23 protein-coding genes are annotated in these 25,280 nt (G+C 70.0%); 14 read left to right on the top strand and 9 right to left on the bottom strand.

What is annotated here, in order from left to right:
- Positions 1-8: 8 nt before the first annotated feature.
- Positions 9-434 (bottom strand): hypothetical protein, encoded by a 426-nt coding sequence (locus tag ACZ45T_RS31030; protein WP_468447142.1) that lies wholly within the window; start codon positions 432-434, stop codon positions 9-11.
- Between the two features lie 196 nt (positions 435-630).
- Between ACZ45T_RS31030 and ACZ45T_RS31025 the strand changes: the two genes are divergently transcribed.
- Positions 631-954: a hypothetical protein gene (locus ACZ45T_RS31025; RefSeq protein WP_468447140.1), complete on the top strand. Its 324-nt coding sequence runs from the start codon at positions 631-633 to the stop codon at positions 952-954.
- Here ACZ45T_RS31025 and ACZ45T_RS31020 read toward each other — a convergent pair.
- On the bottom strand, positions 926-1,336 hold the full coding sequence (locus tag ACZ45T_RS31020) for a hypothetical protein (protein ID WP_468447138.1): 411 nt from the start codon (positions 1,334-1,336) through the stop codon (positions 926-928). The two genes, ACZ45T_RS31025 and ACZ45T_RS31020, sit on opposite strands and share 29 nt — an antisense overlap.
- Positions 1,337-1,562: 226 nt before the next feature.
- On the opposite strand from ACZ45T_RS31020, the gene ACZ45T_RS31015 reads away from it, so the two are divergent.
- Positions 1,563-2,162: a hypothetical protein gene (locus ACZ45T_RS31015; protein WP_468447136.1), complete on the top strand. Its 600-nt coding sequence runs from the start codon at positions 1,563-1,565 to the stop codon at positions 2,160-2,162.
- Between the two features lie 276 nt (positions 2,163-2,438).
- Here ACZ45T_RS31015 and ACZ45T_RS31010 read toward each other — a convergent pair whose 3' ends face one another.
- Positions 2,439-2,663: a hypothetical protein gene (locus tag ACZ45T_RS31010; RefSeq protein ID WP_468447134.1), complete on the bottom strand. Its 225-nt coding sequence runs from the start codon at positions 2,661-2,663 to the stop codon at positions 2,439-2,441.
- Positions 2,664-3,014: 351 nt separating this feature from the next.
- Here ACZ45T_RS31010 and ACZ45T_RS31005 point away from each other — a divergent pair, with 351 nt between their 5' ends.
- From ACZ45T_RS31005 to ACZ45T_RS30985, 5 genes are read left to right on the top strand one after another with little or no spacing between them, the layout of a single operon-like run.
- Positions 3,015-4,313 (top strand): phenylacetate--CoA ligase family protein, encoded by a 1,299-nt coding sequence (locus tag ACZ45T_RS31005; protein WP_468447130.1) that lies wholly within the window; start codon positions 3,015-3,017, stop codon positions 4,311-4,313.
- 11 nt (positions 4,314-4,324) lie between these two features.
- Positions 4,325-5,677, top strand: a complete 1,353-nt coding sequence (locus ACZ45T_RS31000) for an MFS transporter (RefSeq protein ID WP_468447128.1) — start codon at positions 4,325-4,327, stop codon at positions 5,675-5,677.
- Positions 5,674-6,816: a GNAT family N-acetyltransferase gene (locus tag ACZ45T_RS30995; RefSeq protein ID WP_468447126.1), complete on the top strand. Its 1,143-nt coding sequence runs from the start codon at positions 5,674-5,676 to the stop codon at positions 6,814-6,816. The genes ACZ45T_RS31000 and ACZ45T_RS30995 overlap by 4 nt, the downstream gene beginning before the upstream one ends.
- Positions 6,813-7,961: a LuxE/PaaK family acyltransferase gene (locus tag ACZ45T_RS30990; RefSeq protein ID WP_468447124.1), complete on the top strand. Its 1,149-nt coding sequence runs from the start codon at positions 6,813-6,815 to the stop codon at positions 7,959-7,961. Before ACZ45T_RS30995 ends, ACZ45T_RS30990 begins: the two co-directional genes overlap by 4 nt.
- Positions 7,958-10,474 (top strand): acyl-CoA reductase, encoded by a 2,517-nt coding sequence (locus tag ACZ45T_RS30985; RefSeq protein WP_468447122.1) that lies wholly within the window; start codon positions 7,958-7,960, stop codon positions 10,472-10,474. The genes ACZ45T_RS30990 and ACZ45T_RS30985 overlap by 4 nt, the downstream gene beginning before the upstream one ends.
- Positions 10,475-10,649: 175 nt before the next feature.
- Here the strand turns inward: ACZ45T_RS30985 and ACZ45T_RS30980 are convergent, their stop codons facing one another.
- Together ACZ45T_RS30980 and ACZ45T_RS30975 are read right to left on the bottom strand one after the other, a co-directional pair.
- Positions 10,650-11,120: a hypothetical protein gene (locus tag ACZ45T_RS30980; protein ID WP_468447120.1), complete on the bottom strand. Its 471-nt coding sequence runs from the start codon at positions 11,118-11,120 to the stop codon at positions 10,650-10,652.
- Between the two features lie 423 nt (positions 11,121-11,543).
- Positions 11,544-12,347, bottom strand: a complete 804-nt coding sequence (locus tag ACZ45T_RS30975) for a class I SAM-dependent methyltransferase (RefSeq protein ID WP_468447118.1) — start codon at positions 12,345-12,347, stop codon at positions 11,544-11,546.
- A gap of 84 nt (positions 12,348-12,431) precedes the next feature.
- Between ACZ45T_RS30975 and ACZ45T_RS30970 the strand changes: the two genes are divergently transcribed.
- Together ACZ45T_RS30970 and ACZ45T_RS30965 are read left to right on the top strand one after the other, a co-directional pair.
- The gene (locus ACZ45T_RS30970; protein WP_468447116.1) at positions 12,432-13,325 is read left to right on the top strand and encodes a hypothetical protein; all 894 of its coding nucleotides are present in this window, start codon (positions 12,432-12,434) and stop codon (positions 13,323-13,325) included.
- Between the two features lie 273 nt (positions 13,326-13,598).
- Positions 13,599-14,165, top strand: coding sequence for a CAP domain-containing protein (locus ACZ45T_RS30965; RefSeq protein ID WP_468447114.1), 567 nt, complete (start codon positions 13,599-13,601; stop codon positions 14,163-14,165).
- Between the two features lie 127 nt (positions 14,166-14,292).
- On the opposite strand, the gene ACZ45T_RS30960 is transcribed toward ACZ45T_RS30965, so the two are convergent.
- A complete protein-coding gene (locus ACZ45T_RS30960) occupies positions 14,293-15,072 on the bottom strand; it encodes an NAD(P)H-dependent oxidoreductase (RefSeq protein WP_468447112.1) in 780 nt (259 codons plus the stop codon).
- 138 nt (positions 15,073-15,210) lie between these two features.
- Here ACZ45T_RS30960 and ACZ45T_RS30955 point away from each other — a divergent pair, with 138 nt between their 5' ends.
- From ACZ45T_RS30955 to ACZ45T_RS30945, 3 genes are all read left to right on the top strand, one after another.
- Positions 15,211-16,062 carry a helix-turn-helix transcriptional regulator gene (locus ACZ45T_RS30955; protein WP_468447110.1) on the top strand — a complete coding sequence of 284 codons (852 nt, stop codon included), beginning with the start codon at positions 15,211-15,213 and terminating at the stop codon, positions 16,060-16,062.
- Positions 16,063-16,904: 842 nt separating this feature from the next.
- The gene (locus ACZ45T_RS30950; protein ID WP_468447108.1) at positions 16,905-17,147 is read left to right on the top strand and encodes a DUF6332 family protein; all 243 of its coding nucleotides are present in this window, start codon (positions 16,905-16,907) and stop codon (positions 17,145-17,147) included.
- 543 nt (positions 17,148-17,690) lie between these two features.
- On the top strand, positions 17,691-18,731 hold the full coding sequence (locus ACZ45T_RS30945; RefSeq protein ID WP_468447106.1) for a vWA domain-containing protein: 1,041 nt from the start codon (positions 17,691-17,693) through the stop codon (positions 18,729-18,731).
- Between the two features lie 1,438 nt (positions 18,732-20,169).
- On the opposite strand, the gene ACZ45T_RS30940 is transcribed toward ACZ45T_RS30945, so the two are convergent.
- Positions 20,170-20,394, bottom strand: coding sequence for a hypothetical protein (locus ACZ45T_RS30940; protein ID WP_468447104.1), 225 nt, complete (start codon positions 20,392-20,394; stop codon positions 20,170-20,172).
- 660 nt (positions 20,395-21,054) lie between these two features.
- Here ACZ45T_RS30940 and ACZ45T_RS30935 point away from each other — a divergent pair.
- Entirely contained in the window at positions 21,055-21,384 is a 330-nt protein-coding gene (locus ACZ45T_RS30935) for a hypothetical protein (protein WP_468447102.1), read from the top strand.
- 583 nt (positions 21,385-21,967) lie between these two features.
- On the opposite strand, the gene ACZ45T_RS30930 is transcribed toward ACZ45T_RS30935, so the two are convergent.
- Together ACZ45T_RS30930 and ACZ45T_RS30925 are read right to left on the bottom strand one after the other, a co-directional pair.
- Positions 21,968-22,708 carry a class I SAM-dependent methyltransferase gene (locus ACZ45T_RS30930; RefSeq protein ID WP_468447100.1) on the bottom strand — a complete coding sequence of 247 codons (741 nt, stop codon included), beginning with the start codon at positions 22,706-22,708 and terminating at the stop codon, positions 21,968-21,970.
- An 83-nt stretch (positions 22,709-22,791) separates the two neighbouring features.
- Positions 22,792-23,754 (bottom strand): endonuclease/exonuclease/phosphatase family protein, encoded by a 963-nt coding sequence (locus tag ACZ45T_RS30925; RefSeq protein ID WP_468447098.1) that lies wholly within the window; start codon positions 23,752-23,754, stop codon positions 22,792-22,794.
- Positions 23,755-24,728: 974 nt separating this feature from the next.
- Between ACZ45T_RS30925 and ACZ45T_RS30920 the strand changes: the two genes are divergently transcribed.
- Complete coding sequence (locus ACZ45T_RS30920; RefSeq protein ID WP_468447096.1) at positions 24,729-25,073, top strand: peptidase inhibitor family I36 protein; 345 nt, start codon at positions 24,729-24,731, stop codon at positions 25,071-25,073.
- The last annotated feature ends 207 nt before the right edge of the window (positions 25,074-25,280 follow it).

The following is a 25,280-nucleotide window of genomic DNA, read 5'->3' as shown; positions in this document are numbered from 1 at the left end:
AAGCGCCCCTATGGCGTGGTCGCGCTGAGCCTGACCCAGTCCCTGGAGCTCTCGTCGCGCGCGACGCCCATCCGCAGGAGCTCTGCACCGGGCATGCCACGGTCGTCCAGCCGGTAGACCGCGATCTCGGCCAGCTGCACGTCCAGGACCAGCCACTTGCGCAGCATCGGCAGGTTCTTGCGGGTCAGCACCCGCGAGCGGTTGGTGACCCGGCCTCGACTGACAATGTGCACACTCAGGAAGCCCCAGAGCGTCCCGGGCGGGCCGCACGGCACCGACTTCTTGAGCGACTCCTCCACCTGTCCGGTGGAGTCGAGGAGTGCCTGGAACGACTCGCTCTCCAAGCGCTCCGCGCCCTCGGTCAGCCAGGCGAGATCGGCCAGCTCTTCGGTGCCGCGGTACTCCGCGTCGATCTCGCACCTGATCTCGTGCATGCCGGATCGCCAGTCGTTTCGGAAGAGCTGTCGGTCGAAATTCGACGTCATCCCAGGAAGCCCGCACCGGCCCCTGGAGGGCGACCCCCTCTCGAGTCCCCTCGGCGTCAACCAGCTTCCGCCGCCGCCCACTCTGGGAGGAACTGCGCGAGGTCCCTCTCGCCCGCCTCGCCGCCCAGCGTCCGGCCGTGGCCTGATGGCCGCACGACGCGCCGGGATCACGTTCAGCGACTCCGCGGCCAAGCAGCGCGAAGGCCTCTCCACCGAGCGCGAAATCCACGCCCTGGACCGCGCCCTGGTCGCCATCTCCGTCGACCCCGAGATCGGGGAGCCGATCTCCGTCGACGGCACCCGCCCCGAGCTGCGCCAGTACGCCGACGAGATCGAGGACGTCCGCGTCCTGTACTTCGTCACCGCACTGCGCACGTCTTCGTGGTCGTCTACATCGAGGCCTGATCAGGGCCTGTGTAGGCCTCCGGACGGGACACGGCCTACAGCGTCTCGCCGGCGGCCCGACTGAACCGCTCGAACTCCGAATCACCTGACGGCAGCAGGCCAGCCCTCACCATCGCCGCGCCGAGCTCCAGCTCGCGCTCCTCGTCGGCGCACTCCAGGCCGCACTGGATGATCTGCGCGAGCATCTCGGTGGTCCCGGCCAGGAAAATCGACCCGCTGTCCGCCTGGTAGAACCAGGCCTCGTAGACGGGCGACCGGTCGACCACCACGTCCCAGAGCTCGCAGAAGTTGAGCACCGATTCGTCCTCGGGGTCCGAGGAAAGGCGCCGGTCGGCCGGGAGATCCTCATCGTCGTATGCGGCACCGCAGAGCGCGACCTGCTCGGCCTGGAGGGGATTGAGCTGCGCCACCGAAGTGATCTGTCGTCTGTTGGTGAAATCTGCCATGCGCGGAAGCTAGCAGGACCCACCGACGGCCGCCGCCAAGCCCCTGGGGCCGAGCCCCTCGGGCTGCCCGTGGGGGCCGTCATCATGCAGTCATCGGGCCCGACCGGAGACCCATCCCAACCGAATCCCGCACGACGGGGGCGTGACGGGGCCGGCGCCCCTGACACGGCCACGAGGCGAATCACACCGCTGCGACTCGGGCCGGCCGGCCACTCACGCAAAGCCAGTGACAGTCGTCGCCCATTTTCGCCCTTCGGGCATGCTTACGCCGGTACAGCAGGCCCAGGATGCGGCTCCGAAGTGCTCAATCTATGCTGGAATTCTGCCTCAGGGGGTGCGTCTAGCGCTGCACGAGGGGAAGCATATGCGTCACCATGAGCCGGTGGACTTCCTGTCCAAGTTGTCGACAAAAGCGCTCACGGACCCAGCGCAACTTACTCTGATCGGCATGGTAAAGCCGATAGAAGACGACGCTTCGGCCGTCAATTTCACACGACACCTTGCGTGCGAAGAATGGTCTTCCTTGCCGATTGAGGTAGTCGAGTCATTCACGCACGTGCGGAACATCTCGTGCAAGGATCACGAACACCCGCTCGTCATCGTCCGGTTCAAGCGTCCGGAAGACTTGCCGGAAGGTCTGAGGTTCTTCGCAGGCCTGTGCTCAGACCTGCAATCCTCGATCAGAGATCTCAGTAATTCCGTCAAAAATCCCCAGGCTAGGCAGAGTTGCGAGATCGTGCACGTGGACGAAGGTGGCGGTGTCGTCCTGTGCTGCATATACGGAAGCGGCGATTCATACGAAGTCGAATGTACGGGAATCGCCTGAAAACCTCGTTCAGGGTCGCCTGACGGAATCGAGGGATCGGTCCACCTACGACACCTTCGACCGCGAGGCCCACGAGAGCCGGAACGCTCGCCGAACTCCACCTCGCCGCCATTTTCGTCTGGTCAGCCAGGTGTCCAGTTGGGCTTGTCTGGTCGATCACGTGCGGAGCCAGATGACCAGGGATGTCACGGTGGCGGTGCCGAGATGGACTCAGCCGCATTTGTCGTAGCTGATGGTCACCCGCTCGATGAGCTTCACACCGCCGCTGGCCGATACCTAACCCCGCTCCCAGTAGGTGCAGTTGCGGCGGGTGTCCGGCGCGCCCGGGCTGAGGCTCGGGCACGGGGTCAGGCCCCCCTCCGCAGGCGGGGAAGGGCGCTCCCATCGCTGCGGCTCCGCCGGACCGCTGGGCGGGTCCTCCAGGTACAGGGTGGCCGCACCGCCGGCCAGGGCGAGCACCGCCCAAGCAGCCACCGCCCACCGCCGGATCGACCCCGACATCGTCCGCCCCCTGCCCACTCGCCACCCTCGGGACTCCCCCGGCTCCCCCGGTTGCCCGGTTCCCCCGCCCCCCTCGGTCCCATTCTGCGCGACGCGATCACGTCCAGGTGGGAGGGGAGACACGGAATAATGATGATTACAGCCGCAATGGCCGGAAATCCTTGGCCAATTTGGTGACAAGCGCACTGATGTTTCATCATCGTGACTGCACGTCAGTTCTCGACGTGCATCGAGGAGGCGGGGCGCCGGGGGCCCCCGTTCACACCGGTCGATCCCGCAGGCGAGTTCTTCTCTCGTCGCGCGCCCTGCCGTGGCTCCTTCGACCCATTCCCGTCACCTAGGCAAAGGCCCATGTCCGCCCAGCAACTCTCGGACCTCATACGTTTCGCCCGTCACAACTCGCCCTACTACCGGGACCTTTACGCGTCCCTGCCGCCTCACACCGAACGCCTCGCCGACCTGCCCGTGGTCGACCAGCAGGAGTTCTGGGCGGCCAACACACTTCCCGACAGCCGCGTGCTGACCGGCCCGCTCAGCGAGGCCACGCTCTACAAGACCGGCGGCACCACCGGGTCCCCCAAGTTCTCCGTCTACACCCGCGACGAGTGGCGCACGTTCGTCACCTCCTTCGGCGAGGGACTCGTGGACACGGGTCTGCGCCCGGGGCACCGCGTCGCCGACCTCTTCTACGCCGGGGAGCTGTACGCCAGCTTCCTCTTCGTCCTCGACTCGCTCGCCCACGCGCCCGTGGACAACGTCCGCCTGCCCATCGGCGGCGGCGCGCCGCTGGAGTCGACGATCCCCACCCTGCGCGACCTCTCCGCCCAGGTACTGGCCGGCACGCCCACCACCTTGTGCCGGCTCGCCGAACAGACCATCTCATCGGGTGTCCGGCTCGAGGCGGTGGAGTTGCTGCTCTTCGGTGGCGAGGCCCTCTTCGACGATCAGCGGCGCCTGCTGGCCACCGCGTTCCCCCGCGCCGAGGCCCGCTCCGTCGGATACGCCAGCGTCGACGCCGGCCTGCTCGGCCGCCCCGTACCCGGCTCCGACGCCCGGGTGCACCGGGCCTTCACCCCGTACTCGGTCGTCGAGATCCTCGACGACTCCACCGATGAGCCCATCACCGAACCGGGGCGGCCCGGCCGGGTCGTCGTCACCAGCCTCTTCCGCCGCCTCATGCCGATCATCCGCTACCCCGCCGGCGACCGGGCCGAGTGGACCGGCACCGGGCCCGGGCACTTCCGGATCCTCGGCCGCGCCGAGGAAGGCGTACGGGTGGGCCCCGTGTCCCTCTACACCCAGGACGCCCAGGACGCCGTGGCCACGGCCGACACCGCAGGGCGCGTGGTCGGCATGCAGCTCGTCGTCCGTCGCTGGGACGGCCGCGACGGGCTCGTCCTGCGGCTGGCGACGGCCCCCGGCGACAACGCCGCCGGTGACGACCCCTCCGGCCCGGTCACCGCCGGGCGGGAGGCGCTGGCCAAGGCCGTCGTCGCGGAGCTGGAGACCGTGCGGCCGCTGTATCCGGACAGCGTGCGCGCCGGTTTCGTGCATCCGCTGTCCGTCGAGTGGGCGCGCCACCGCGACCTCGCCGTCAACCCGCGCTCGGGCAAGCTCGTCCGCGTCCTCGACGAGAGGCCGACCGCATGACCGCCTCATCCGTGGCCGTAAGCGATACCGAAGGCGGCGCAGCAGCCGGCGTCGGCGGCCGGCGCGCTCCGCTGGTCCTGCGCAACCGCACCTTCGGCGCCGTCTGGCTCGGCCAAGTCCTCACCCAGGCCGCCGTACGCATGTTCCAGGTCGGCGTGTCCTGGTGGATCGTCGCCTACGCCGTCCGCGACGCCCGTGGTCTGGCCTCCGGGCTGTTCATGGCGGCCTGCACGCTGCCCGCCGTAGTGCTGGCGCCCGTCGTGGCCCAGGCCGTCGCCCGGTTCGCCCACCGTTCGGTCCTGCGCACCGCCGCCGGCGTGGCCGGCGCCGCCTCGGGCGCCCTCGCCCTGTGGGCGCACGGCGACAACCTGCCGCTCACCGCCGTGTACGCCGCTGCTCTCGCCCTGGCCACCTGCCAGGCGTTCTTCGACCCCTGCCTGACCACTTCCGTGCCCGAACTCGTCGACGACGCCGACATCGAGACGGCCACCGGCTTCGAGCTGTCCACCCAGTCCCTGGCCGGCCTCGGCGGAGCCCTGCTCGGCGCCCTGATCGTCGACCGGGCGGGCGTGGCCGGGCTGGCCGTCGGTTGCGCGGCCGCCTACTTCGGCGCCGCCCTCCTCGTCGCGAGCGTCCGCTTCCGCACCGCCGCGACGGCCGCGACCGACGCGACCGACGCAGCCGATGCAGCCGACGCGTCCAATCCGGCGGCGGCCGCGCCTCAGCGGCGTACGCTCCGCCGCATCCTCGGGGAACTGCCCTACGTACGGCGGATCCTGGTCTGCTTCACCGCGGCGAACCTCTTCACCACCGCCGTGTTCGTCGTCATCCCCCTCTACACCCGCTCGGTCCTCCTGGGCGGCGGCGGCACCGTGGCACTGCTGGAGGCATCCCTGGGCGCCGGCGCGCTCGTCGGCGCCTTCACGGGCGCCCGCGTGCCGGGGCGTCCCACGGTCGCCGGCGCCTACTGCCTGGGCCTGATGGCCTTCGCCCTGGCGCTGCCCGGGCTGGTCGCGGACCGCCTGGTCGTCGCGGGCTGCCTGGCCGTGGCCGGCTGGTGTGCCGGGGCCGTCAGCGTCCGCTTCGTGGCCCTCTTCCAGCGGCTGGTGCCGACGGCGGACAAGCCCGGCTTCTTCGCCGTGATGCAGGCCGTATTGGGCGCCTCCCTGCCGGTGGCGTCCCTGGTGTTCGGCTCCGCCGGCGACTTCCTCTCGCCCCAGACGCTGTGCCTGGTGCAGGGCGTCGGCCTCATCCCCGCCGCCTGCGCGCTCGCCCTGCTCGGGTCCCGTACACCCGCGCCGCCCGCAGCTGACCGAGACGCCGATGCGGGCCGGGGCACGGAACCTGTCGGAGGCCCGCAGTGAAGCCCGTCATCACGCCAGCCGTCTGCGCGGACATCGCCGAACTGCGCCAGCTCTACTACGCCGTCTACGGGCCGCACTACCCCGTGGCCCTCGGCACCGACCCGGCCGAGATGGCCCGGCTCATCGAGGACCCGTACTCCCTCTGGCTCGTCGGCCGCTGCGCCGACACGGGGGCGCTGACCGCGTCCGCCGCCATCCACGGTGAGGCCGGCAGCCGCATCGGCCGTCTGGAGGGCATCGCCGTACACCCCGGGCACCGCTCGGCGGGCCTGGCCGCCGCCCTCACCGAGGCGCTGTGCGCCGCGATGCTGGACACGGGGCGGCTGGACTCGGTGTACGCGACCGTACGCACCGTCAGCTCCGGCCCCCAGCGGGTCGTCGCGCGCAACGGCTTCCGCCCCCTGGGCATCCTGCCCAACGCCGTGGATCTCCGCAGCCGCGAAAGCCTCGCACTCTACGCGCGTCACTCCGCCGGCGTGCTCGATCGCCGGATCCCCGTCACCGAAGTCCCCGCCCCGCTACTGCCGTTGCTGCGTACCGCCGAGGCCGCGCTCGGCATCGGCTACCCCGGGGTCCGAGCCGCCGGCCCGTTGCCGGCGCCCGCGCCGCACGAGGCCGTCGAGCGGCTGGAGATGATCGAGGCACCGGCCTTCGTCCGCCGCCGGTTCCGCGAGCAGTTCCCCGGCGCCGAGGGCTGGTTCTACCCGCTGCACACCCCGAACGTGCTGCTCACCCCCGAAGACGGCCGGTTCGAGGTCTACGCCTACCTCAACCGCGCCGGAGGGTACTGCTCCCTGCTGACCGCCCACCCCGATCCGGCCGCCGCGGCCGCCTACCTCGAACCCGTCACCCGGGCCCTGGCCCGCGCGGGCGCCGGCTACGTCGAGGCCCTGGTGCCGCTCGCGCACCTGGAGGCCCTCTCGGCCTTCCTGTCCCAGGGGTTCGTCGCCGGGGCCATCTACCCGGCGATGCGCGCGGACGGCGACGGCTTCCACGACTACGCCGTCCTGTCCCGTTCCAGCGAGCGGATCGACTTCCGCGGCGTCGCCGTCGAACCGCCCCTCCAGCCCTATCTGGACTGCTACGTGTCGGCCTGGGCGTCGACGCACCTGCCCACATCATCCGAGGTTGCCTCATGAACCCCCATCTCGCGCCGGTCGTCGTACCCGACCCGGCCCTCCTGCCGCACGTACAACAGCTGTGCGACCTGACCGACCCGTACGCCTTCGGGCCCGCGCAGGACGAACTGTTCGCCGCCGCCATGGCCGAGACCAACGCCTGGCACACCGAGCGCTCCCCGTTCTTCCGCTCCCTCTACGAGGCCACTGCCCCGGCGGAGCCGTACCGCGCGCCGCTCGTCCACGCGAACTTCTTCAAGCGGCACGAGGTGCTCTCCGTCCCGCGCGAGGACGTCGAGCTGCACCTGACCTCCTCCGGCACCACCGGCCAGAAGTCGCAGATGTTCTTCGACCACTGGACCATCCGCTCCGCCCAGCGCATGGTCGGCCGGATCTTCGAGCGCAACGGCTGGATCACCCCCGACCAGGAGGTCAACTACCTCCTGTACAGCTACGAGCCGGCCCCCTCCCTGAACCTGGGGACCGCCTTCACCGACAACTACCTGTGCGACTTCGCCCCGGCGCGCAGCGTCGAATACGCGCTGCGCAACACCGGCGGCGACCACGAGTTCGACCCCTTCGGATGCATCGCCGCGCTGCGCCGCTTCGAACGCGAGGACGCCCCGGTCCGCATCCTCGGCTTCCCGGCCTTCCTCTTCTTCACCCTGGAGCGGATGCGGGCCATGGGACTGCCTCCGCTGCGCCTGCCCGAGGGCTCCCTCGTCGTCCTCGGCGGCGGCTGGAAGGGGCACGCCGACCGGCGCATCGGCAAGGAGGAGCTGTACGCCCGCGTCACCGAGCAGCTCGGCATACCGGGTGAGCGGATCCGGGACACCTTCGGGTCGGTCGAGCACTGCATTCCGTACATCGAGTGCGACCACCACCGGCTGCACGCGCCCGTCTGGTCCCGGGTGACGATCCGCTCCACGCGCACGCTCGAACCCCTGCCGTACGGAGAGCGGGGCTACCTGCACCTCGTGTCGCCGTACATCACCTCCGTACCGGCGCAGAGCGTGGTCATGGGCGACCTCGCTTCCCTCCAGCCGGGCGACGCCTGCGGGTGCGAGCTGGAGACCCCCTGGTTCACCGTCCACGGCCGTGCCGGGGTGAGCCGCAACCGCAGCTGCGCGGTGGCCGCAGCCGAACTGATGAAGGGCATGGCGTGACCGAGACCGAGAAGCACCACTACTGGCAGGGCGCCTTCATCGACGACGAGGAGGCCGGGCGCCGCCTCGCCGACCTGCCGGCCGCAGTCGAGGCCGCGCTGGCCACCGTGCTGGAGACCGAGACCGTCCTGGCCGCCTGCGACGCCCTCGCCACCGCCCTGCGCGACCCGGCCCACCCGGTGCACGCCCGGCTCGCCACGCACCTGCCCGACGGGGAGGACCCGGCCGTACTGGTCGAGCTCGGCGGCCTCCTCGGCCGGCGGAAGCTGACCCGCAAGCTGAGCCGGGAACTCGGCGGCGCGACACCCGGCCGGCTGAACCGGGCCGATCCGCGCGAGACGGTCTACGAGGCGTGGGCGCCCGTCGGCCTGGTCGCCCACATCGCCCCGGGCAACGCCGCGACGGTCGCGCCGCTGAGCATCGTCGAGGGCCTGCTCGCCGGAAACGTCAACATCCTCAAGACCAGCAGCGCCGACACCCTCCTGACCCAGCACCTGATGGCCGAGCTCGCGGCCCTGGACCCCAGCGGTGCACTGGCCGCGCGGGTCGTCGTCCTGTGCTTCCCGTCCTCCCGGCAGGAGTGGCTGCGCCTGATGTGCGCGCCTGCGGACGCCGTCGCCGTATGGGGCGGGGAAGGCGCCGTCGAAGGGGTGGCAGCCCATGTGCCGGCCGGATGCCGGCTGGTGGAGTGGGGGCACCGGATCTCCTTCGCGTACCTGACGGGCGACGCCTGGTCGCAGACCGGGACGCTCGAAGCCCTCGCGGACGACGTGTGCCTGCACGAGCAGCAGGCGTGTTCCAGCCCCCAGGTGGTCTACCTGGACACCGAGGACGAGGGCGAGGTGTTCGCCTTCGCCGAGCGGTTCGCCGCGGTCCTCGCGGCCCGGCCGCCGGCCGTGACCGCCCCTTCGGCGGGCGAGCCGGACCCCGCCGAGGAGGCAGAGCTGACCACCACCGAGCTGGTGGCGCGGCTGGAGGAACACCTCGGTCTGACCCGGGTGTTCGCCGCTGCCGACGGATCGTGGCGGGTCATGGCCGACACCCGGTCCCCGCTCACCGCCTCGCCGCTGCACCGCAGCGTGTGGGTCAAGCCGCTGCCCCGCAAGCGGCTGATCGCCACCCTGCGTCCGATGCGCCGCTATCTGCAGACGGCGGGCCTGGCGGGCAGCCGGACCGACATCGCCGAGCTCTCCCGTACCGTCCTGGCCGCGGGTGTCACCCGCGTCACGCCGGTCGGCGCCATGCTGGACAGCTACGCGGGCGAGCCGCACGACGGCGTCTACGCCCTGCAGCGCTACAGCCGCCGCGTCGCCGTCCAGGCAGACGCGGCCCGCTTCGCCACCACCGCCTGCCTGGACGACCTGGCCCGGCCCGTCGTCCTGCCGCGGCCCGCAGGCCCGCTGCTGGGCAAGGAGGACGTGCAGGAGCAGGGCCGGCAGATCACGCGGGCCGATGCCGAGCTGTACTTCCGCAGTGGCGGCAGCACCGGCGCACCGGCGCTGTCGATCTTCAGTTACGACGACTACGACACGCAGATGCACGCCGCCGCCCGCGGCCTGCTCGCCGCCGGCTACGACCCGGTCGGGGACCGCACCGCCAACCTCTTCTACTGCGGCGGCATGTACGGCAGCTTCATCAGCTTCTTCTCCGTGCTGGAACGGCTCGGCGGTGTGCAACTGCCGCTGTCCGCGGGGCCCGACCACCGGGCGACGGCCCAGGCCGTCATCGACCACGGGGCCGACACCCTCTTCGGAATGCCCTCCTACCTGTGGCAACTGCTCCACGCGGAGGCGGACTCACTGCGCGCGTACGGAGGCCTGCGCAAGATCTTCTACGGTGGCGAGCACTTCACGGAGGAGCAACAGCGCACGCTGAAGGCCGAGTTCGGAATCGAGGTCGTCCGCTCGATCACCTACGGCAGCACCGACCTCGGCCCGCTGGGCTACCAGTGCACCGAGAGCTCCGGCGGCGTCCACCACCTGCACGCCGACCTCCACACGATGGAGATCCTGGACCTGACCGAGGACCGGCCGGTGGCCCCGGGCGAGACGGGCCGGCTGGTCTTCACCACGCACGCCCGGCGCGGCCAGCACCTGGGCCGGTACGTGATAGGCGACCTCGGCCGGGAAATCGCGGGCCGCTGCGCCTGCGGCCGGCACGCGCCCCGCTTCGAGCTGAGGGGGCGCACCGGTGACGTGATGCGGGTGGCGACGTACTTCCTCAATCACCGCCGCTTCCTGGACCTGGCCGAGCAACGGGGCGGCCATCGCGGCGAGCTGCAGATCCGGCTCGACGGTACGGAGGCGCGCGAGCGGCTGACCGTACGGGTTGAGCGCTCCGGGGCGACGGACCCGGAGCGGCTGCGGGAGGTCTTCCTGGCCGGCTATCCGGAGCTCCGCTCGGCGGTGACGGAGCGGCTGCTGGACCTGGCGGTCGAGGCGGTCGACGGCGCGTCGCTGGACCGCAGCCCGACCAGCGGCAAGCTCCTCGCCGTGGTGGACACACGCCGCTAGCGCGCATGTCCTTGATGGTTGGTCAGTTGATCGGATGCGCCTGTCCGGTCGGTGATCACTGATGCGATGTGGGACCGGATCGAGCCGCTGACGCCGGCCGATCCGGTCCCTGGACGGCGGTGGACCACCGCCGCACCCGTCAGCCGACCCCACAGTGATCTTCATGCGCCGAAGCTTAGAACGGGCGAAGCAGTCCAGGTTGCCGGTGGGTCTGCGTCAGCGAGATGGTGCGCAGCAGGTCTCCCGGGGTGACGAAGTTCGCCTCGGCCTGCTTGTCCCCGATCACCTCGATCGCCTGACCGGCCGGCAGCACCGCGTCGGTTTTGCCGGTCCTGGCCCGGTGGAGCGCGGTGCCGAATCCCGCCATGGACGACAGCAGTTCCTCATCCCCCGGGTCGGACGGCACACCAGGCACTCCAGGCACAGCAGGAGCGTTGGAGCCCAGGAGCGCGCCGTGTCCGGTGGCCGCCGCGTACGCCGACACGAGCGGGGCGAGCTTCTTCTCCGCCGTCGCCGGGTCGAACGCCGTCGGCAGGGACGGCGGGCGGCGCAGGGATGCCAGCGCGGGGTGGGACTGGGCCCATCCCAGGAGGGAATGCCCGTTCAGGGACGAGGCGTCCTGCCCGATCTTCAGTACGTACGGCATACATACGTCTGGCCGCCCGCAATCGAAGTGCTGACCTGGTTGAGCGGGACACCCCGGCGAGGCGGGGGCGCCTGAGCCGCCCGCTGGTGCTCGCCGCGGCCGTCGCCCTGGTCGACCGGGAAGGGCTCGCAGGGCCGACCAGGCGGCGCCTCGCCGCCGACCTCGGTGTGGAGCCCATGGCCATCTACCGGTACACCGCCGGCAAGGATGCACACGTACTACGTCCAGTCTCCGCGCGCCCCGACACCGGTCAAGGCCTCCCGGACGGCCCCAGGCATGGCCTCGGAGGTCGCCCAGCGCGAGTTTCCCCGTCGGCCGCGGGCCGCGTGAGGACCGTCAAGGTCAACGCCTGGCATGCGGCCGCCTGAGCCTCGTACCACCACGTGTCCCTGCTCGCCACAGGACGCGAAGAGGCGGGACAGCTCAGACCGAGCCAACGACAAGGATGTGCGCCGATGCATCGTGGAACACGCCGTGCTCGTCGGCGAGGCGCGCCGTCGCCATCGCATCCGCGACGAGCGCTCCCGCCTCCTCCTGGCCCGCGCATCGGCCGGCCGCGACGACGTACGCCCATCCCGGGCCCTCGATCCCGTGCACGTGCAGACCGCCCAGCCCCGCTTCACCGGCCTCCTGAAGCAGCTCGGCAGCGGTGTGGAAGTGCACAACCGTGAACCCCCTGCTGCCGTCGTAGGAACCCGTACGCACCACCTGGGAGACCTCGCCGGCCAGCAGCTCCGGGGACAGGCCCGCGCTGACGGTGTAGTCCTGCATCAGGGAGTACCGGGAGATCCCCGCAACCGCCACGACACCACCCCTGACCGCAATCCGTCGGGCCTCCCGCAGCGCCTTCAGCCGGTCCTCGCGCTCCGCCAGGTGGTAGAGCGGCCCCAAGAGCAGCACCGCATCGAAGCTGCGGTCGGCGAAGTCCAGCCGGCGCGCGTCCCCGTGCGTGGCCACGCACCCCGGCGCCCGCTCGCGGGCCTGCTCCACATGCTTCGGCACGGGATCCACGAGGTGGACCTCGTAGCCCTCCTCGACCAGCCACCGGGCGTGCGTACCCGGGCCTCCGCCGACGTCCAGTACACGGGCCGGCGGTGGCGGCAGGTAGCGTCGTAACAGCTCCCGTGTGCGCTCGAATTCGAGGCGGCCCGTCGCCGTGGAGTGAAGTCGTGCCGCCTCGTCGTACTCGCTGTAGAAGCCCGTGATGCGGGGATCGATGCTCGTCATGCCTGGCGAGGGTAGAGCCCGGCAGATGCCGACGTCATCCGGATATCCCGGCACGCGCTGTCCCTGCGGAGACACACTGAGAACATGGACGACCAGTGGCGACCCGGGTACCCGATCGATCAACGCACTGCGCAGCAGCGCGCCAAGGCCTTCCGAGATCACGTCTCGCCCGACTTCGAATACCAGGTCGGTCGGGTGCTGGCACGGTTCACAGGCGTGCGTGTCCGTCTCCAAGACGACGGCAGCACACAGCAGATGCCGGACGTTTCCCTTGAGTACGCAGACGGGCGCGTCGGCTTCGCCGAGGTGTGGATGGCCTTGGACGCCAAGCACGCCGAAGTGGCGGGCGCCCTCAGCCGTGAACCCGAGCTGTCCGCTCCGGGCCTGGGCCGGGAGTGGACCGTACGTGTCAACCGGCAGTTCCCGCTCAAGAAGGACGGCCGGAGCTACCGGCAATGGGTCCCCGCACTGCTGGCCGAATTCGAAGCCGCGGGCCACGTGTACGAGTTCGTGCCGAGTCCGGACAACCTTGCGGTACACCCCGGCCCCCTGGCGGAGCGGGCCGCAACTCTGGGCATCCGCGGCCTGGCCTCGCGCCCCGCTCAGCAAGAGGGCGAAGGGCGCGTCAGGTTCGTCCCGTGGGGAGCGGGTGGTCTCGCGACGGATGACTGGGAGGCCTTCCACGCGTGGGTCGACGCCGAGGTCAATGCAGATACCAAGCACATGCGGGGCAACCGGGAGAAGCTCAGAAAAGCGGGTGGGGACGAGAGCCACGCCGTCATCGGTGTGACCACGACCACCCCGTGGCCGGCCCATCGTGCGCTCGCCCGTGACAGCCGTCTTCCCCCGAAGGCGCCTCTGCTCCCGGAGGAGTTCACCCACCTCTGGCTCATCGGGGCCCAGGCATCGGACCGTTGCCTCGCCTGGTACCCGGATCTGGGATGGTTCGATCCGACCGACCGATGGGCAACGGAGTAACCCGCGTCGGGCGCGAAACACGGCTTCGCCATGCGGCTCTGAGGGGGGCGCCGTGTCTCGGCCGTGCCGGGTGGACCTCCCCCGGGATCCCGGATGGCGAGTCGGCGCGTCGGGTGGCAGCCTGGAGGGGAAGCCGTACCGGCGGGCCATGCCACGTGCCGCCACTTGCGCGACGTGGCGCCTCGACCGCTGGAAACCACTGTTCGTGTTCGCGGGAGGTGGACCTCCTTGAGCAGGCACGCTTCGCTCACCAGAACCGCACGCAGTCTCGCTGTGGCCGGACTCCTGTCGGCCGCACTGGTACCGGTCTCGGCAGCACCGGCGACGGCCGTCACCTGCGACGCTGCGGCCGCTGCCCGAGCCCCGAGCAGCAGCAACGACAGCGCCGCGCGAGATGCGGTGGTATGCCTCATCAACGCCCAGCGCACGCAGAGAGGGCTGTCTGCCCTCACCACGAACCAGGCCCTGACAACTGCGGCGCAGCAGCACTCCGCCGCCGCCGTGCAACTGAAGTGGTGGGGACCGGGCAAGGATTCGCATCGCAACCCGCAGACCGGTTCGACACCGCAAAGCCGGATCAAGGCCGCAGGTTACTGCCCGAACCCCACGTCATGGGCCGTCGCCGAGATCACGTACACCGGCTGGGGCGGCTCGGGTACCCCGCAGGCCGCAGTCAACTGGTGGGTGAACGTAAGCACTTGGGGCCACCGCCAGATCGTCCTCGACCCGTCGATGAAGGAGATCGGCGCCTGGGCCCAGCCCGGTGCGGCGGACCCGGCCGGGGCCGGCGCGAGCCAGGGCGGAACCTACGTCGTGACCTTCGGGCGCTGCCAGCAGTGAACGGGCGGGGCCACGGGCAGCCCACCCAGCAGTTCGCGCGGCGCTGGCGCTCTTCCCGTGCCATCGCCCCAAGGAGCCGGAGCCTGCTGGGCTCCGGCCTCCTGCGATGGGGTGCCATCACCGGCGGTCAGCCGCGCACGTGCAGCCCGAAACCCGTGCGGCCCGCGGGCTCCAGTCCCTCCTTCAGGTGCAGCGAGGGGATCTCGTAGTCACCGAAGTTCTGCCGCCGGAACGCGATCGGCTCGGTCGACTCCAGGGTGAGCAGGCGCTGTTCCCAGGCCTTGGCGACGTCCGGGTAGTCCTCGCCGGTCAACCGGTCGGTGCCGTACAGCACGAACGGCGGCAGCACCTCGATGCCCGGGTAGTAGAGGATGCCGTGGTGGATCGGGAACAGCAGATCGTCGATGGGGCCGTTGATCCCGCGAGCGGCGTAATGCGACTCCGGGCCACCGGCGGTCACCGACAGCAGAGCCTTCCTGCCCGCAAGGGTGCCTTCGCCGAAGCGGTCGCCGTACCTGGTGCCGCTGTGCTCTCCGACGCCGTACGCGAAGTGGTAGGTGAACACCCGGTCCACCCAGCCCTTGAGGATCGCGGGCATCGTGTACCACCACAGCGGGAACTGGAAGATGATCGTGTCGGCCCACAGCAGCTTCTCCTGCTCGGCGAGGACGTCCGGGGTGAGCGTCCCGGCATCGGAGGCCCGGCCCGAGTCCAGGGCGACCTTCAGCGGAGTTGAGGCGTCGGGGCCGTAGTCCGCGGCGTCCACGACCGCCTTCCAGTTCATCGCGTACAGATCGCTCACCCGTACCTCGTGCCCGGCGGCCTCCAACGTGGACACCGCGAGGTCCTTCAGCGAGCCGTTGAGCGACTTCGGCTCCGGGTGGGCGTGGACGATCAGCGTCTTCATGGGAACTCCTTCGGATCGGATGCCTTCGATCCTGGGCGCTGCGGCGCCCGGCGTTCAGGGGCGCCTCTTCCATCGGACGGGACTTCCTGGTACCGGCAGGACCACCTTCACGGGCATCACCGAGGCCATACTGGGGGCATGGACGATCTTGCGGGCTTCCTGCGGACCCGGCGTTCCCGGGTCGACCCGGCGACCGTCGGCATCCCCACCGACAGCCGCCGCCGGGTCGAAGGGCTGCGCCGCGAAGAGGTCGCGCACCTTTCCGGAGTCAGCGTCGACTACTACGTACGCCTGGAGCAGGGCCGCGCGACCCAGCCCTCCGAGCAGGTCCTCGACGCGCTCGCCCGCGTCCTTGGCCTCGACGAGACCGAACGCGGGCACCTCTACCGGCTCGCGCGACAGCGCCGGCGCCGCGCGAAGGCGCCGGGCGGGCGGGTCCGGCCGGAGGTGCTGCGCGTCCTCGGCCTGGTCGCCGACGCACCCGCGCTGATCATGGACTACCGCCTGGACGTGCTCGCCGGGAACCGCCTCGCCGGGCTCCTCTACGGCCGGCCGATGCCGGGCCTGAACACCGCCCGGCACCTCTTCCTTGAGGAGGCCGAGCGCGGCCTTTACGCGGACTGGGAGCAATGCACCCTCGACGTGGTCGGGCACCTGCGCCTGGCCGCCGGCAAGTACCCCGAGGACCCCCGCCTGGCCTCGCTCATCGGCGAGCTGGCGATGGGCAGCGAGCGCTTCCGCCGCCTCTGGGCCCGGGCGGACGTGCGCGCCCGCACACATGGACGCAAGGCGTACCGGCACCCGCTGGTCGGAATGCTGGAACTGCACCAGGAGAACTTCGCACTACCTGACGAATCAGGCATGGAGCTGCTGGTGCTGTCCGCTGCCCCCGGCAGCCCCGCCGAGGACGGGCTGCGCCTGCTCGCGGGCCTGGGCGCGGACAGCGCTGACGCGTCGCATCCCACAGTGAACGCTCAGGCCCGCGAGTAACTCAACGACGCCGCCCACCGCCGGGGACGCCTCAACACTGACCGCTTTCCGGTCCCCGGCCTCATTCTTTGCCGCAGCCTTCCGCTTCGCGTTCTCCCCCCGAATCCGCCCGAACCACTCGTCGTTGGCCGCCTTCCGCCTCGCCTCGGCCTCCGGGCTGCGGGCTGCGGGCTGCGGGCTGCGGGCTGCGGGCTGCGGCAGGCGACCGGTTCGCCGTCAGCGCCGACTCGTCCATGGGCCCGGCCCCACGCACCCGAGCAGCAGCGCCGCAGCCGCAAGGTCCTGGTCCTCGCACAATGCACCCCCGACCCCGCTCCCGCGTATCACCGAGTCCCTGGCGGCGGCCAGCTGATGAATCCCCAGACGCACCTTGCCACTCCCCCGCCGACGCGGACCGGATCGCGCCTGACGCTCCGGAGACCGTGTACGCCTGCACCATCAAGAACCCGCGCATCGTCGACGTGCTGCTGCGCGAGACCCAGCCCGGCGACCGGTTGCACGTCACCGAAACCGTCGTCCAGCTCGTTGCCCCCGAGGCCCCGGCTCAGCTCGGCTCACCGTCCATGCCTTGCAGGTCCTGGAGGCCGCGCCGCTCCCCGTTATTGGTAACTGCGGCTGGCAGAACCTGCGGAGTGCGGTCAGGCCAGCCGGCTCATCGGCCTCTGTATGCCGAAGGCACCGTTTCCGCCAACCTCACACTGTCCTGTCAGCCTCTCTACGGCGTCACGCATGCCGCATGTAGCCTCATGCCGCCTCGCCAGCACACGAGCCCGAGCCGAAGAATCGGCCAAGGCCGGCTGACCTCATGGACCACCAGCTGGCCCCAGTGCAATTCTTCAGCTATGACGACGAGACGACGGAGCCAGGCCGAACGAGACGAGATCCCTGTTGAGATCGGTTATGCGCTGCTGAGCGCGTGCTTCCTCGGCGCCGTCGTGTTCGCGACGATCGCCGGGCCGGCCGCTGTCTGGGACCTTCCTCCTTCGGTCGAGAAGTTCCTACTGGTCGCCGGGGCTTGGGTCGCTGGCCTTCTTGCGGTGATCCGTGTTGTTCATGTCCTCTGGCGACACGGACAGCACAGCTGACACTCCCCCGACCCATGCGACGGACGGCCGTCACCCGCTTCAGGGGTGACGGCCGTCCGTCGCATGGGAGTGTCAGGTGCCTTCCTTTCTCTTGAACATCCGCATGCCGACTCGTCTCTCACTGCCTCCCGAGCACATGGACAATCGCTACTCCGAGAAGTGAACGAAGCCAGTTCGCTGGATCGTGTCGGCAGCGGAGCGCGAGGCCCGCGGACCGGGTTGCCGTCGGGGCCCTCGGGTGAGTCAGGAGCCTCCCCGCTGGGGTGGCGGTGAAGGGCGACGTCCGGCTGCCCGTGGTAGACCGTGATGAACTGCTGCCCGCCCCGGCGCCAGGTCGATCAGGCAGCGGTCCCACGGCCGGCGCCGTGCCCAACCCCGTCTCCAGCCCCCGACGGACGAGGACCACCCGCTTTCGGCGTCATGCACGACCCATTGGTCTCCACCCTTGGTGGGGTGGGCTCTTCATCCAGCTGGCGACCAAGATCGATTGTCAGTGGTGGATGAGACGGTAGGTACATCGAGTCGGAACGAGGGGGAGATGTCATGTCCGGAAGCCAGAACTACATCAATCACGTTGCTCTTGTGCTGGATGCCAGTTCGTCCATGTCGCACCTGAGCCGCAAGGTCGTCGAAGTCGCCGACCAGCAGATCGCATATCTTGCCCGCCGATCGGGGGAACTGGACCAGGAAACCCGCGTCACGGTGTACGTCTTCGCGGACAAGGTGGAGTGCGTCATCTACGACAAGGACGTGCTGCGGATGCCGTCGCTGAAGCAGTTGTATCGGGTCGGTGGAATGACGGCTCTGCTGGCGGCCGCACTGAAGTCACAGCGGGAGTTGGCGCAGACGGCTCAACTGTACGGCGACCACAGCTTCCTGACGTTCGTTCTGACCGACGGGCAGGAGAACGCAAGTCATCGATCCTCGGATGCCCCTGCCAGGGATCCGCGTGAACTGGTGAAGGCCGTGGCCGAGATGATCGAGACACAGGAGGACAACTGGACGCTGGCTGTCCTCGTACCGGACCAGATGGGCAAGCGCGAGGCCATGCAGTGCGGTTTCCCGAAGGAAAACATCGCCATCTGGGACGCCACGAGCACACAGGGTCTGGAGGAAGCCGGGCAGGTCATCCAGCAGGCCACCGAGAAATTCATGGTGGGCCGCGCCCAGGGCATCCGGGGATCGCGAGCGGTGTTCTCCACGGGTGCGGACGCGGTCAACAAGGAAACCGTCAAGGCGGCCGGTCTCACCCCGGTGAATCCGTCGGAGTACCAGCTGATTCCGGTGGCTCGTGACGCGGCGATCCGGGACTGGGTCATCGAATGCGGGCACACCTACCGTACCGGTTGTGCGTTCTATCAACTGAGTAAGTCGGAGAAGATCCAGGCGCAGAAGCAGATTGCGGTACTGGAGAAGAAGACCGACCGGGTGTACACGGGGCCCGAGGCCCGAGCCCTGCTCGGCCTGCCGAGCGTGGAAGCGCGCGTCAAGCCGGATCACAACGACGACTTCACGATCTTCGTGCAGAGCACCAGCGTGAACCGGAAGCTCGTACCGCACACACGGCTCCTGCTTATGGTCTGACGCCTCGGAAGCCTCCGGCGGCGCTCGGAGGCTTCGTCGTCCCGGCACCCAGCAGCGACAGATCCGGCCGCTTCCTGACGTGAACCTGGCGCGCAGCTCCTCGTCCGTGTAGGTCGTGCTCGTACAGCCGGGGCCTTGCCGCTCTCCGCCGCGAGTCGTGAGGCCGCGGCGCCGTCAGCCGTTCCTCGGCGCGAGTGGGCCGTCGAGGTGAGGACGCTACTGCATGGGGTGCCCTGCCCGGTGCTGTTCGCGGGTTCGCTGCCGGTCCGCTGTCGATGATGGGCGAGTCTGCCGGGCTCCGCGAAGGCGTCGGAGGGTATAGGCGTCGCGTCTGCCCTGGTCGGGTTCACCTGTGAATCCGATCACGAAGGAGGGCCATGCGGCCTGTGCGCATTCTGCGGTTGCTGCTGGGGGCATTGCCGCTGGTGGCGACTCTGGCCTTCGTCCCCGGCTCTGGGCATTGGCGGGCAGCGGACCCCGGAGACCAGCGGTCACCGGTCACGACACCCGCAGCGGGCCGGGCAGAAAAGGCGGTGACAGCCGAGCGGGTGTGCGCGCCGAAGACCGGCCGCGCCGCCTGTATGGCCCTGCTCCGCACCGACCTCCCGGCGGTAAGGAGCCTGGCCCCACGGACCCTCCCGGCCGGCTTCGGTCCCGCCGACATCCGCAGCGCCTACCAGCTGCCACGCTTCGCCGGCTTCGGCCGGACGGTGGCGGTCGTCGTCGCCTACCACTACCCCACCGCCGAAGCCGACCTGGCGCAATACCGCCGCACATACGGCCGATCCCCTCTGCCTCCGGCGCACCTCCGCCGATGTTTCCGCGGTCGCCGACCCAGCGACCGGTATCGCCGTCTACACCACAACTCCCACTCCAGCCCTCCAGACGGGCTGGGTGGTGGTTGGCGGCACCAGCGTGTCCTCGCCGCTGATCGCCGCCATGTACGCCCTGGCCGGCACGCCCGGCCCGGCCCACCGGCCCAACTCCTACCCCTACGCCCACCGCCTGAACTTCTGGGACATCGACCGCGGCGTGGTCGGCGTCGCCTGTCCCAGCACACCTACCTGTGCAGAACGGTCCGCGGCTACGACGCCCCCACGGGCGTCGGCAGCCCCCGCGGAGTGTTCGGCCTGCGGCGCTGCCCCCGGCCGGAATGACAGCCAAGCGGCGCCCGATCAGGAGGAGACCCTGGTTGGGCGCCGAGTTGTGCCCTTCTCGGCTTCATCGGTTCACCGAGGCCATCCGCTGGCGAGTCCGTGCTGACGGCCGTACCAGGTCAGGCAAGGCGGATGGTACCGATGAGCCTCATTGCGTTGGCCGCTCGCTGGGACGGGACGGGACCGCCGAGCGCCGCAGCTTCGAGAGCGGCCGCCCTCAGACCGGGAAGCCGAGCTTTCATGTCAGGGCGGAGCACCCTGCTGCCTGTGCGCCCGGCGGATCAGATGTCGCTGGTCCACACCTCGGGGCCGCCCCCCTCCCACCGGATCGGCCCGGCCTCGGACAGCTCCACATCCTCCAGGCCGGCCCGGCGCAGGAACTCCGACACGTCTGCGATCGTGAACGCCCGGCCCAGGTCCGCGTCCACGCCGAGCGCGTGCACGGTGACCTTGCGTCCGCCTTGCGGCGACACGGGGTGGATCACGATCTCTGTCTGGTCCGCCATGAGTCCAGAGTGCGGCGGGACGGCCAGGGCGGCATCCGGGTTCACTCCCGCGCGCCGAACAGCAATGGATGGACCGTTCGCGTGAAGCGAGAGAGCAGGGCAGCCCTTGACGTCTCCTCAGAACTTCTGGAGAGGAGGGCGTTTGCCGGAGCGCAGCCGGGTTAGACGCGTGGATGTCGGAAGCGAACACCCCGCGGGTGGGGACGCTTCCGGAGCGGGCCCCGCCGCATGGCGCCTATCCCCCCGGCGTCCTGCGGCAGGCCCGCCAGCACGACGGGCTGCCGCCCGGATCCGTACGGCACCCGGACACCCCACGTCCCGGCCCCCTCCCCGGCCGGGACACGGGGCCGCCCGGCAAACCCCCGACGCCGGCGCTCATACCGCCGCCCCCGGGCAACGGACTCCGACGGCAGCAGCCCGGCAGGCACGCCACACAAACGCCCCTGGCCCTCGTACGTCAGCCGCGCTCGCCCGGCAACCGCCGCGGTCGATGCGCACACCATGCCCGACCAGGCCCCACTCACAGGCTGGATCTCGGCCCACCGGGCGCCATCACATGCCGGAGGTCCGACCCACCCTTCGGAGGAATTGTGCACCTATCGGTAATGATTGCCGACATCTTCTGCTGTGCTGGATATACCGCACACTGGAGGTCATGTCATGCGATACCGAACCGCCGCGTTGTACGCACCCGCCGCTGCAGCCCTGCTGGCTCTGACCATGCCGACGGGAACCGCGCAGGCGGCCACCGGCAACTTCTTCTACCACGAGCAGCCCGGAGACATTGAGCGCGACCTGACCAACCCCGTGGACGACGCCTGCTTCCGCCTCGGAAACGGCGGAGGCCAGGTCTCCAACCAAACCAACCGGGTAGCCAATGTGTACTTCTCGAGCAACTGCAGTGGCGGGATCTTCGGATTCTTCAACCCCGGCGACAACGGCACGCTGCCCGAGTACCACAGCGTGAAGTTCACGGAGTTCCCCCCGTGACCGCCGCTTGTCCCGGGGCGTCCGGGCAGAAGCAGCCTCGCGCCGGAATCATCGAGTCGGTGCACCGGATCCCGAGCGCCATCGCCGGCAAGAGATGACCGGCCCCGGTTATCTCTGACTGCGCCGTACGGCGGACACCGAGCAGCACCACGGCCCGGTCCGGCTCAGGCGGCACGTGCCGGTCGAACAGGTTGGGCGGGTCGGGCAGACCGGGCAAGTCCCGGCGGCGGGTCACCGCCTCCACCTGTTCCAGGTAACACGACCGTGCGGGCGGCCACCGTGTGGTGGCGGCCCGCACTGGAGTTCGCCAGAGGCGGTCTCTGACCGCCCTGGACCCGACTTCACCCCGCCTACGGAGCGGGGGTGAGCTCCACCTGCGTACCACCGCAGCCGGCCGCGATGGCAACCCGCCGCGCTGTCGCGCTCGTCCTGGCCGGAGCCCGCCTCGAACGCGGGACACCTCGTCGAACGTCCCGGCCCTCGCGGCATGGCCGACGTCAACCACTCTGACGGTATTGATAGTTACCTAAGTCAAGGCCCGCGCCTGCCTGAGCGTGGAATCGCGTCGCTCGCCTGTTCCTACCTACAGCTCAGCGATGACGAGCCGGTAGCCGATGTCGAGTGCTTCGCGGCTGAGCAGGTCGGCATGGCGGTCGTGCCACAGACCGGAAGACAGGTCGTCCGACAGCCGGGCCAAGCCCGGACGGAGTACGTCCTCACCGGTCTGGGCGAGCATGGATAGACCGGCCCGCACTTCCGGATCAAGGTAGGCCTCGGGTCGGCGCCAGAAGGCGGCGCTGAATCCGTCGGTGCAGTCATGCGGGATCGGGACCGTCTCGACGCGGGCGCCTCCCAGCAGTGCAGTCAGCCGGTCGATCGCGACAGCCCGCGTGTCGTCGAACGCCGCCACCTCCGGCAGGTACTCGTCCACCAGCCAGAACCTGCGGAGGATGTTCTGGTCCCAGGTGAGGATAACGACGCGCCGCCGCGCGATTCGAAGCAGCTCCCCGATACCGGCTTCCAGGTCGGTCCAGTGGTGCACGGTCAGGAGGGCCATGACCGCGTCGGCGGAGTCGTCGGCGAGAGGGATCGACTCCGCGGATGCCTGCAGGGCCCGCACGGATCCGGCCGGACGCTGGGCGATCATCACTGAACTCGGTTCTACCGCCAGCACCGTTTGCGGCGGTTCGTAGGAGCCGGCGCCCGCGCCCACGTTGATCACCGTCGCAGCATCGCCGAGCGCCGTGTGGATCTTGGCGGCGATGCGGGGATCCGGTCGTCGGGTATGGCCATAGGTCGCACCAATGCCGTCATACGTCGTCACGGCGCACAGTATGCCGCTTCACCCATGACCACCTGACGCGGCTGGTGAAGCGCTCCATCTACCCGGTCTTCGTCGCGCCTCAATCATGCTGCGTGTCTCAGCCCGGTGAGGATTGGGCGGTGGTCGCTGCCCAGATCGGGCAGGACGCTGGTGGTGGTTGCCTCCAGGCCGCGCAGGAGCACGTGGTCGATCCGGACCACGGGAAGGGCGGCGGGCCAGGTGAAACCGAAGCCTCGGCCCGCCTCTGCCTGTGCGGGGCTGAGGTGGTGGGTGAGGGGGGCGAGGCCTCGGTCGCGGATGCTGCCGTTGAGGTCGCCGAGCAGCATCACGCGGGTGGCCGGGTCCTTGGCTATGCGGTCGGTCAGTTCGGCGGCGGCGGCGTCGCGCGGCTCGATCGTGAATCCCTCGCTCGCGCGGACCCGTACGGAAGGCAGGCGCACCGCGTAGACGGCCGTGTCACCGCCAGGGGTGCCGGCGACGGCCCGGATCGCGTGTGGCCAGGGGCCGCCCAGGTCCATCACCTCGACCGCGTGCAGCGGGTAGCGCGACCACAGGCCGAGGGTGTTGCGGGTGGCGCTGTGGTGGTAGGTGCCGGCGAGCGCCCGCTGGTATTCGGCCATGGCCGGCACGGGCACCTTCTCCAGGGCGACGAGATCGGCGCCGGTGGCGATCACTTCCCGGGCGACGGCCTCCGGGGTGGTGCGGTTCCCACCCACGTTGAAGGTCAGGGCCTTGAAGTCGGCGTGACCGGCGCGAGGGGCCGCGGCGAGGGCGGGTACGAAGAGGTAGCACCAGGCCACCAGGGGGACCAGGGCTGCAGCCATGGCCAGACGTGAGCCGCGCGTCGCCGCCCACAGGAGGAGGACCGGTACTGCGGCACCGAACCACGGGACGATGGTCTCGGCGAGGCTGCCGAGGTTGCCCGGTCTATTGGGCAGCAGCTGCGGAAAGAGCAGCACTACGGTGAGGAGGAGGGCGGGGACGGCGATACGTACGGTGCGACGGGGGCGGCCCCCCGAACGGTCCCGCCGGGTACTGCGGGTCATGAACTCTTGTTCTCGCTTTCTTCAACTGGCTGGTGGGGCCTGGGAGGGTGGGGCAGCCGCCGGCCTCCGACCCCCACCAGGCAAGGGTCAGGCGGCGTGCACTTCGTGGTCGTCGGGCAGCAGCAGGACGCGGTCGCCAGCGTCGTAGTCGAAGTCGAAGTCGAAGTCGAAGAGTTCGGTGTTCCGGCCCCAGGTGATCGCGGTGTTGACCTGACAGTTCGCCAGCGGCAGAGGGCCAGCCGATCGCAGGGGATCACGCGCGTCCGGGGTGGCCGGGGCACGGCCTCGTTCGACGTTCCGCTGAGCTGTCGGCGAAGGCGGCCGGCCGGCCGGCCGAAAGACTGGAACAGCAAGCGGTGCCGGGGCTGGGGCATCCCGAATTGACGGGTTGCGTGCAGCGCGCCGGAGGATGAAAGGTGACGGAATTTCGGCATGGGGAACCCGAGAATGTGTTGCGGGCGCGTCAGGAGGGACGGCACGAAGCCGCCGGGGCACGGCCCGGGACGGGATATCAAGAAAGTCGACGCTGGGCCGGGCAGCGGCCGGCCCGCGGCCGCGATACGAGCGAGGGAAGTCTCAGCCGTTCAGCGCGAGAGGGGATGCGCGCAACTGGGAGGATCGCCGTACAGCACAACGACCACCTCCGTCACACGTCGATAAAGTAAGCCTGAACGCCGAACCCGATATCCGGAATGTCCGACTCGGCAATAAGCAGACCATGACATCCGAAATCAGCCCGGGTCAAATCCGCAGGCTGAATCCTTATTCCACTGCAACAGGGTCCTGGGGCCTGGCCGGCCGGCCGTGACCCACATGCCGAGTCGGCCGTACGGGATGGCTTGCGTGCTCGGGCGTGGATCGCGAACAACCCCCTTTGCGTGGACGAGGTCTCCAGAGCTTCGGGGCAGGCCGTCTTCCCAGGGCCTCGCGTAGGCGAGGACGATGGGGGGAACGACGCCGCGAAGGAGAATCACATGAGGGCACGTACCATGCGCACCCTGCTCGTTGCCGGGACGGTCGTACTGGCCACACTCGGCTCTCCCACAGCAGCGCAGGCCCTGCCCGCGTGCCCGAGCAACGCCATCTGTCTGTGGCGCTTCCAGGACGGGACCGGCGACGTGTACGTGTGGCGCGGCGGTTACGTGGACCTGCCCAGCAAATTCGTGGACCACGTCGGCTCGTTCCGGGCCAACAGGACCGGCGCCTTCATCGACTGGGCGACCGGAAAGGACTGCCATCCGGTCCGGGTCGGCGACTACGCCTCCAACTACCAAGGCCGGTTCGGCGGGAAGATGGACGCGGTCGGCAACAACTGCTGACCATCGGCACGCCTGTCGGGACCTCCCCGACACGGCGGCCCCGCTTCTTGATCGGGGCGGTCCCAGGCAGCGGCGGCGTGCGCAGGTCCGGGCTCGCATGCCCTGGACCTTGGCGGGTCTCCTCGCCCTCACGATCTGCTCCGTCTTCGCGGCGAGGTCAGCGCGTGGTGCGTGTTTACGGTCTCCCTGCCGCATCTACGACAGCCG

Source organism: Streptomyces sp. NPDC030995 (assembly GCF_055571215.1).
The sequence above is the reverse complement of the archived record's forward strand: the minus strand, read 5'-3'. Positions and strand labels throughout refer to the sequence as shown.

Coding starts and splice junctions, on each gene's coding strand:
- ACZ45T_RS31030 (WP_468447142.1), bottom strand. CDS start 434: ATGCACGAGATCAGGTGCGAGATCGACGCGGAGTACCGCGGCACCGAA.
- ACZ45T_RS31025 (WP_468447140.1), top strand. CDS start 631: ATGGCCGCACGACGCGCCGGGATCACGTTCAGCGACTCCGCGGCCAAG.
- ACZ45T_RS31020 (WP_468447138.1), bottom strand. CDS start 1,336: ATGGCAGATTTCACCAACAGACGACAGATCACTTCGGTGGCGCAGCTC.
- ACZ45T_RS31010 (WP_468447134.1), bottom strand. CDS start 2,663: ATGTCGGGGTCGATCCGGCGGTGGGCGGTGGCTGCTTGGGCGGTGCTC.
- ACZ45T_RS31005 (WP_468447130.1), top strand. CDS start 3,015: ATGTCCGCCCAGCAACTCTCGGACCTCATACGTTTCGCCCGTCACAAC.
- ACZ45T_RS30990 (WP_468447124.1), top strand. CDS start 6,813: ATGAACCCCCATCTCGCGCCGGTCGTCGTACCCGACCCGGCCCTCCTG.
- ACZ45T_RS30980 (WP_468447120.1), bottom strand. CDS start 11,120: ATGCCGTACGTACTGAAGATCGGGCAGGACGCCTCGTCCCTGAACGGG.
- ACZ45T_RS30975 (WP_468447118.1), bottom strand. CDS start 12,347: ATGACGAGCATCGATCCCCGCATCACGGGCTTCTACAGCGAGTACGAC.
- ACZ45T_RS30970 (WP_468447116.1), top strand. CDS start 12,432: ATGGACGACCAGTGGCGACCCGGGTACCCGATCGATCAACGCACTGCG.
- ACZ45T_RS30960 (WP_468447112.1), bottom strand. CDS start 15,072: ATGAAGACGCTGATCGTCCACGCCCACCCGGAGCCGAAGTCGCTCAAC.
- ACZ45T_RS30955 (WP_468447110.1), top strand. CDS start 15,211: ATGGACGATCTTGCGGGCTTCCTGCGGACCCGGCGTTCCCGGGTCGAC.
- ACZ45T_RS30950 (WP_468447108.1), top strand. CDS start 16,905: ATGACGACGAGACGACGGAGCCAGGCCGAACGAGACGAGATCCCTGTT.
- ACZ45T_RS30945 (WP_468447106.1), top strand. CDS start 17,691: ATGTCCGGAAGCCAGAACTACATCAATCACGTTGCTCTTGTGCTGGAT.
- ACZ45T_RS30940 (WP_468447104.1), bottom strand. CDS start 20,394: ATGGCGGACCAGACAGAGATCGTGATCCACCCCGTGTCGCCGCAAGGC.
- ACZ45T_RS30935 (WP_468447102.1), top strand. CDS start 21,055: ATGCGATACCGAACCGCCGCGTTGTACGCACCCGCCGCTGCAGCCCTG.
- ACZ45T_RS30925 (WP_468447098.1), bottom strand. CDS start 23,754: ATGACCCGCAGTACCCGGCGGGACCGTTCGGGGGGCCGCCCCCGTCGC.
- ACZ45T_RS30920 (WP_468447096.1), top strand. CDS start 24,729: ATGAGGGCACGTACCATGCGCACCCTGCTCGTTGCCGGGACGGTCGTA.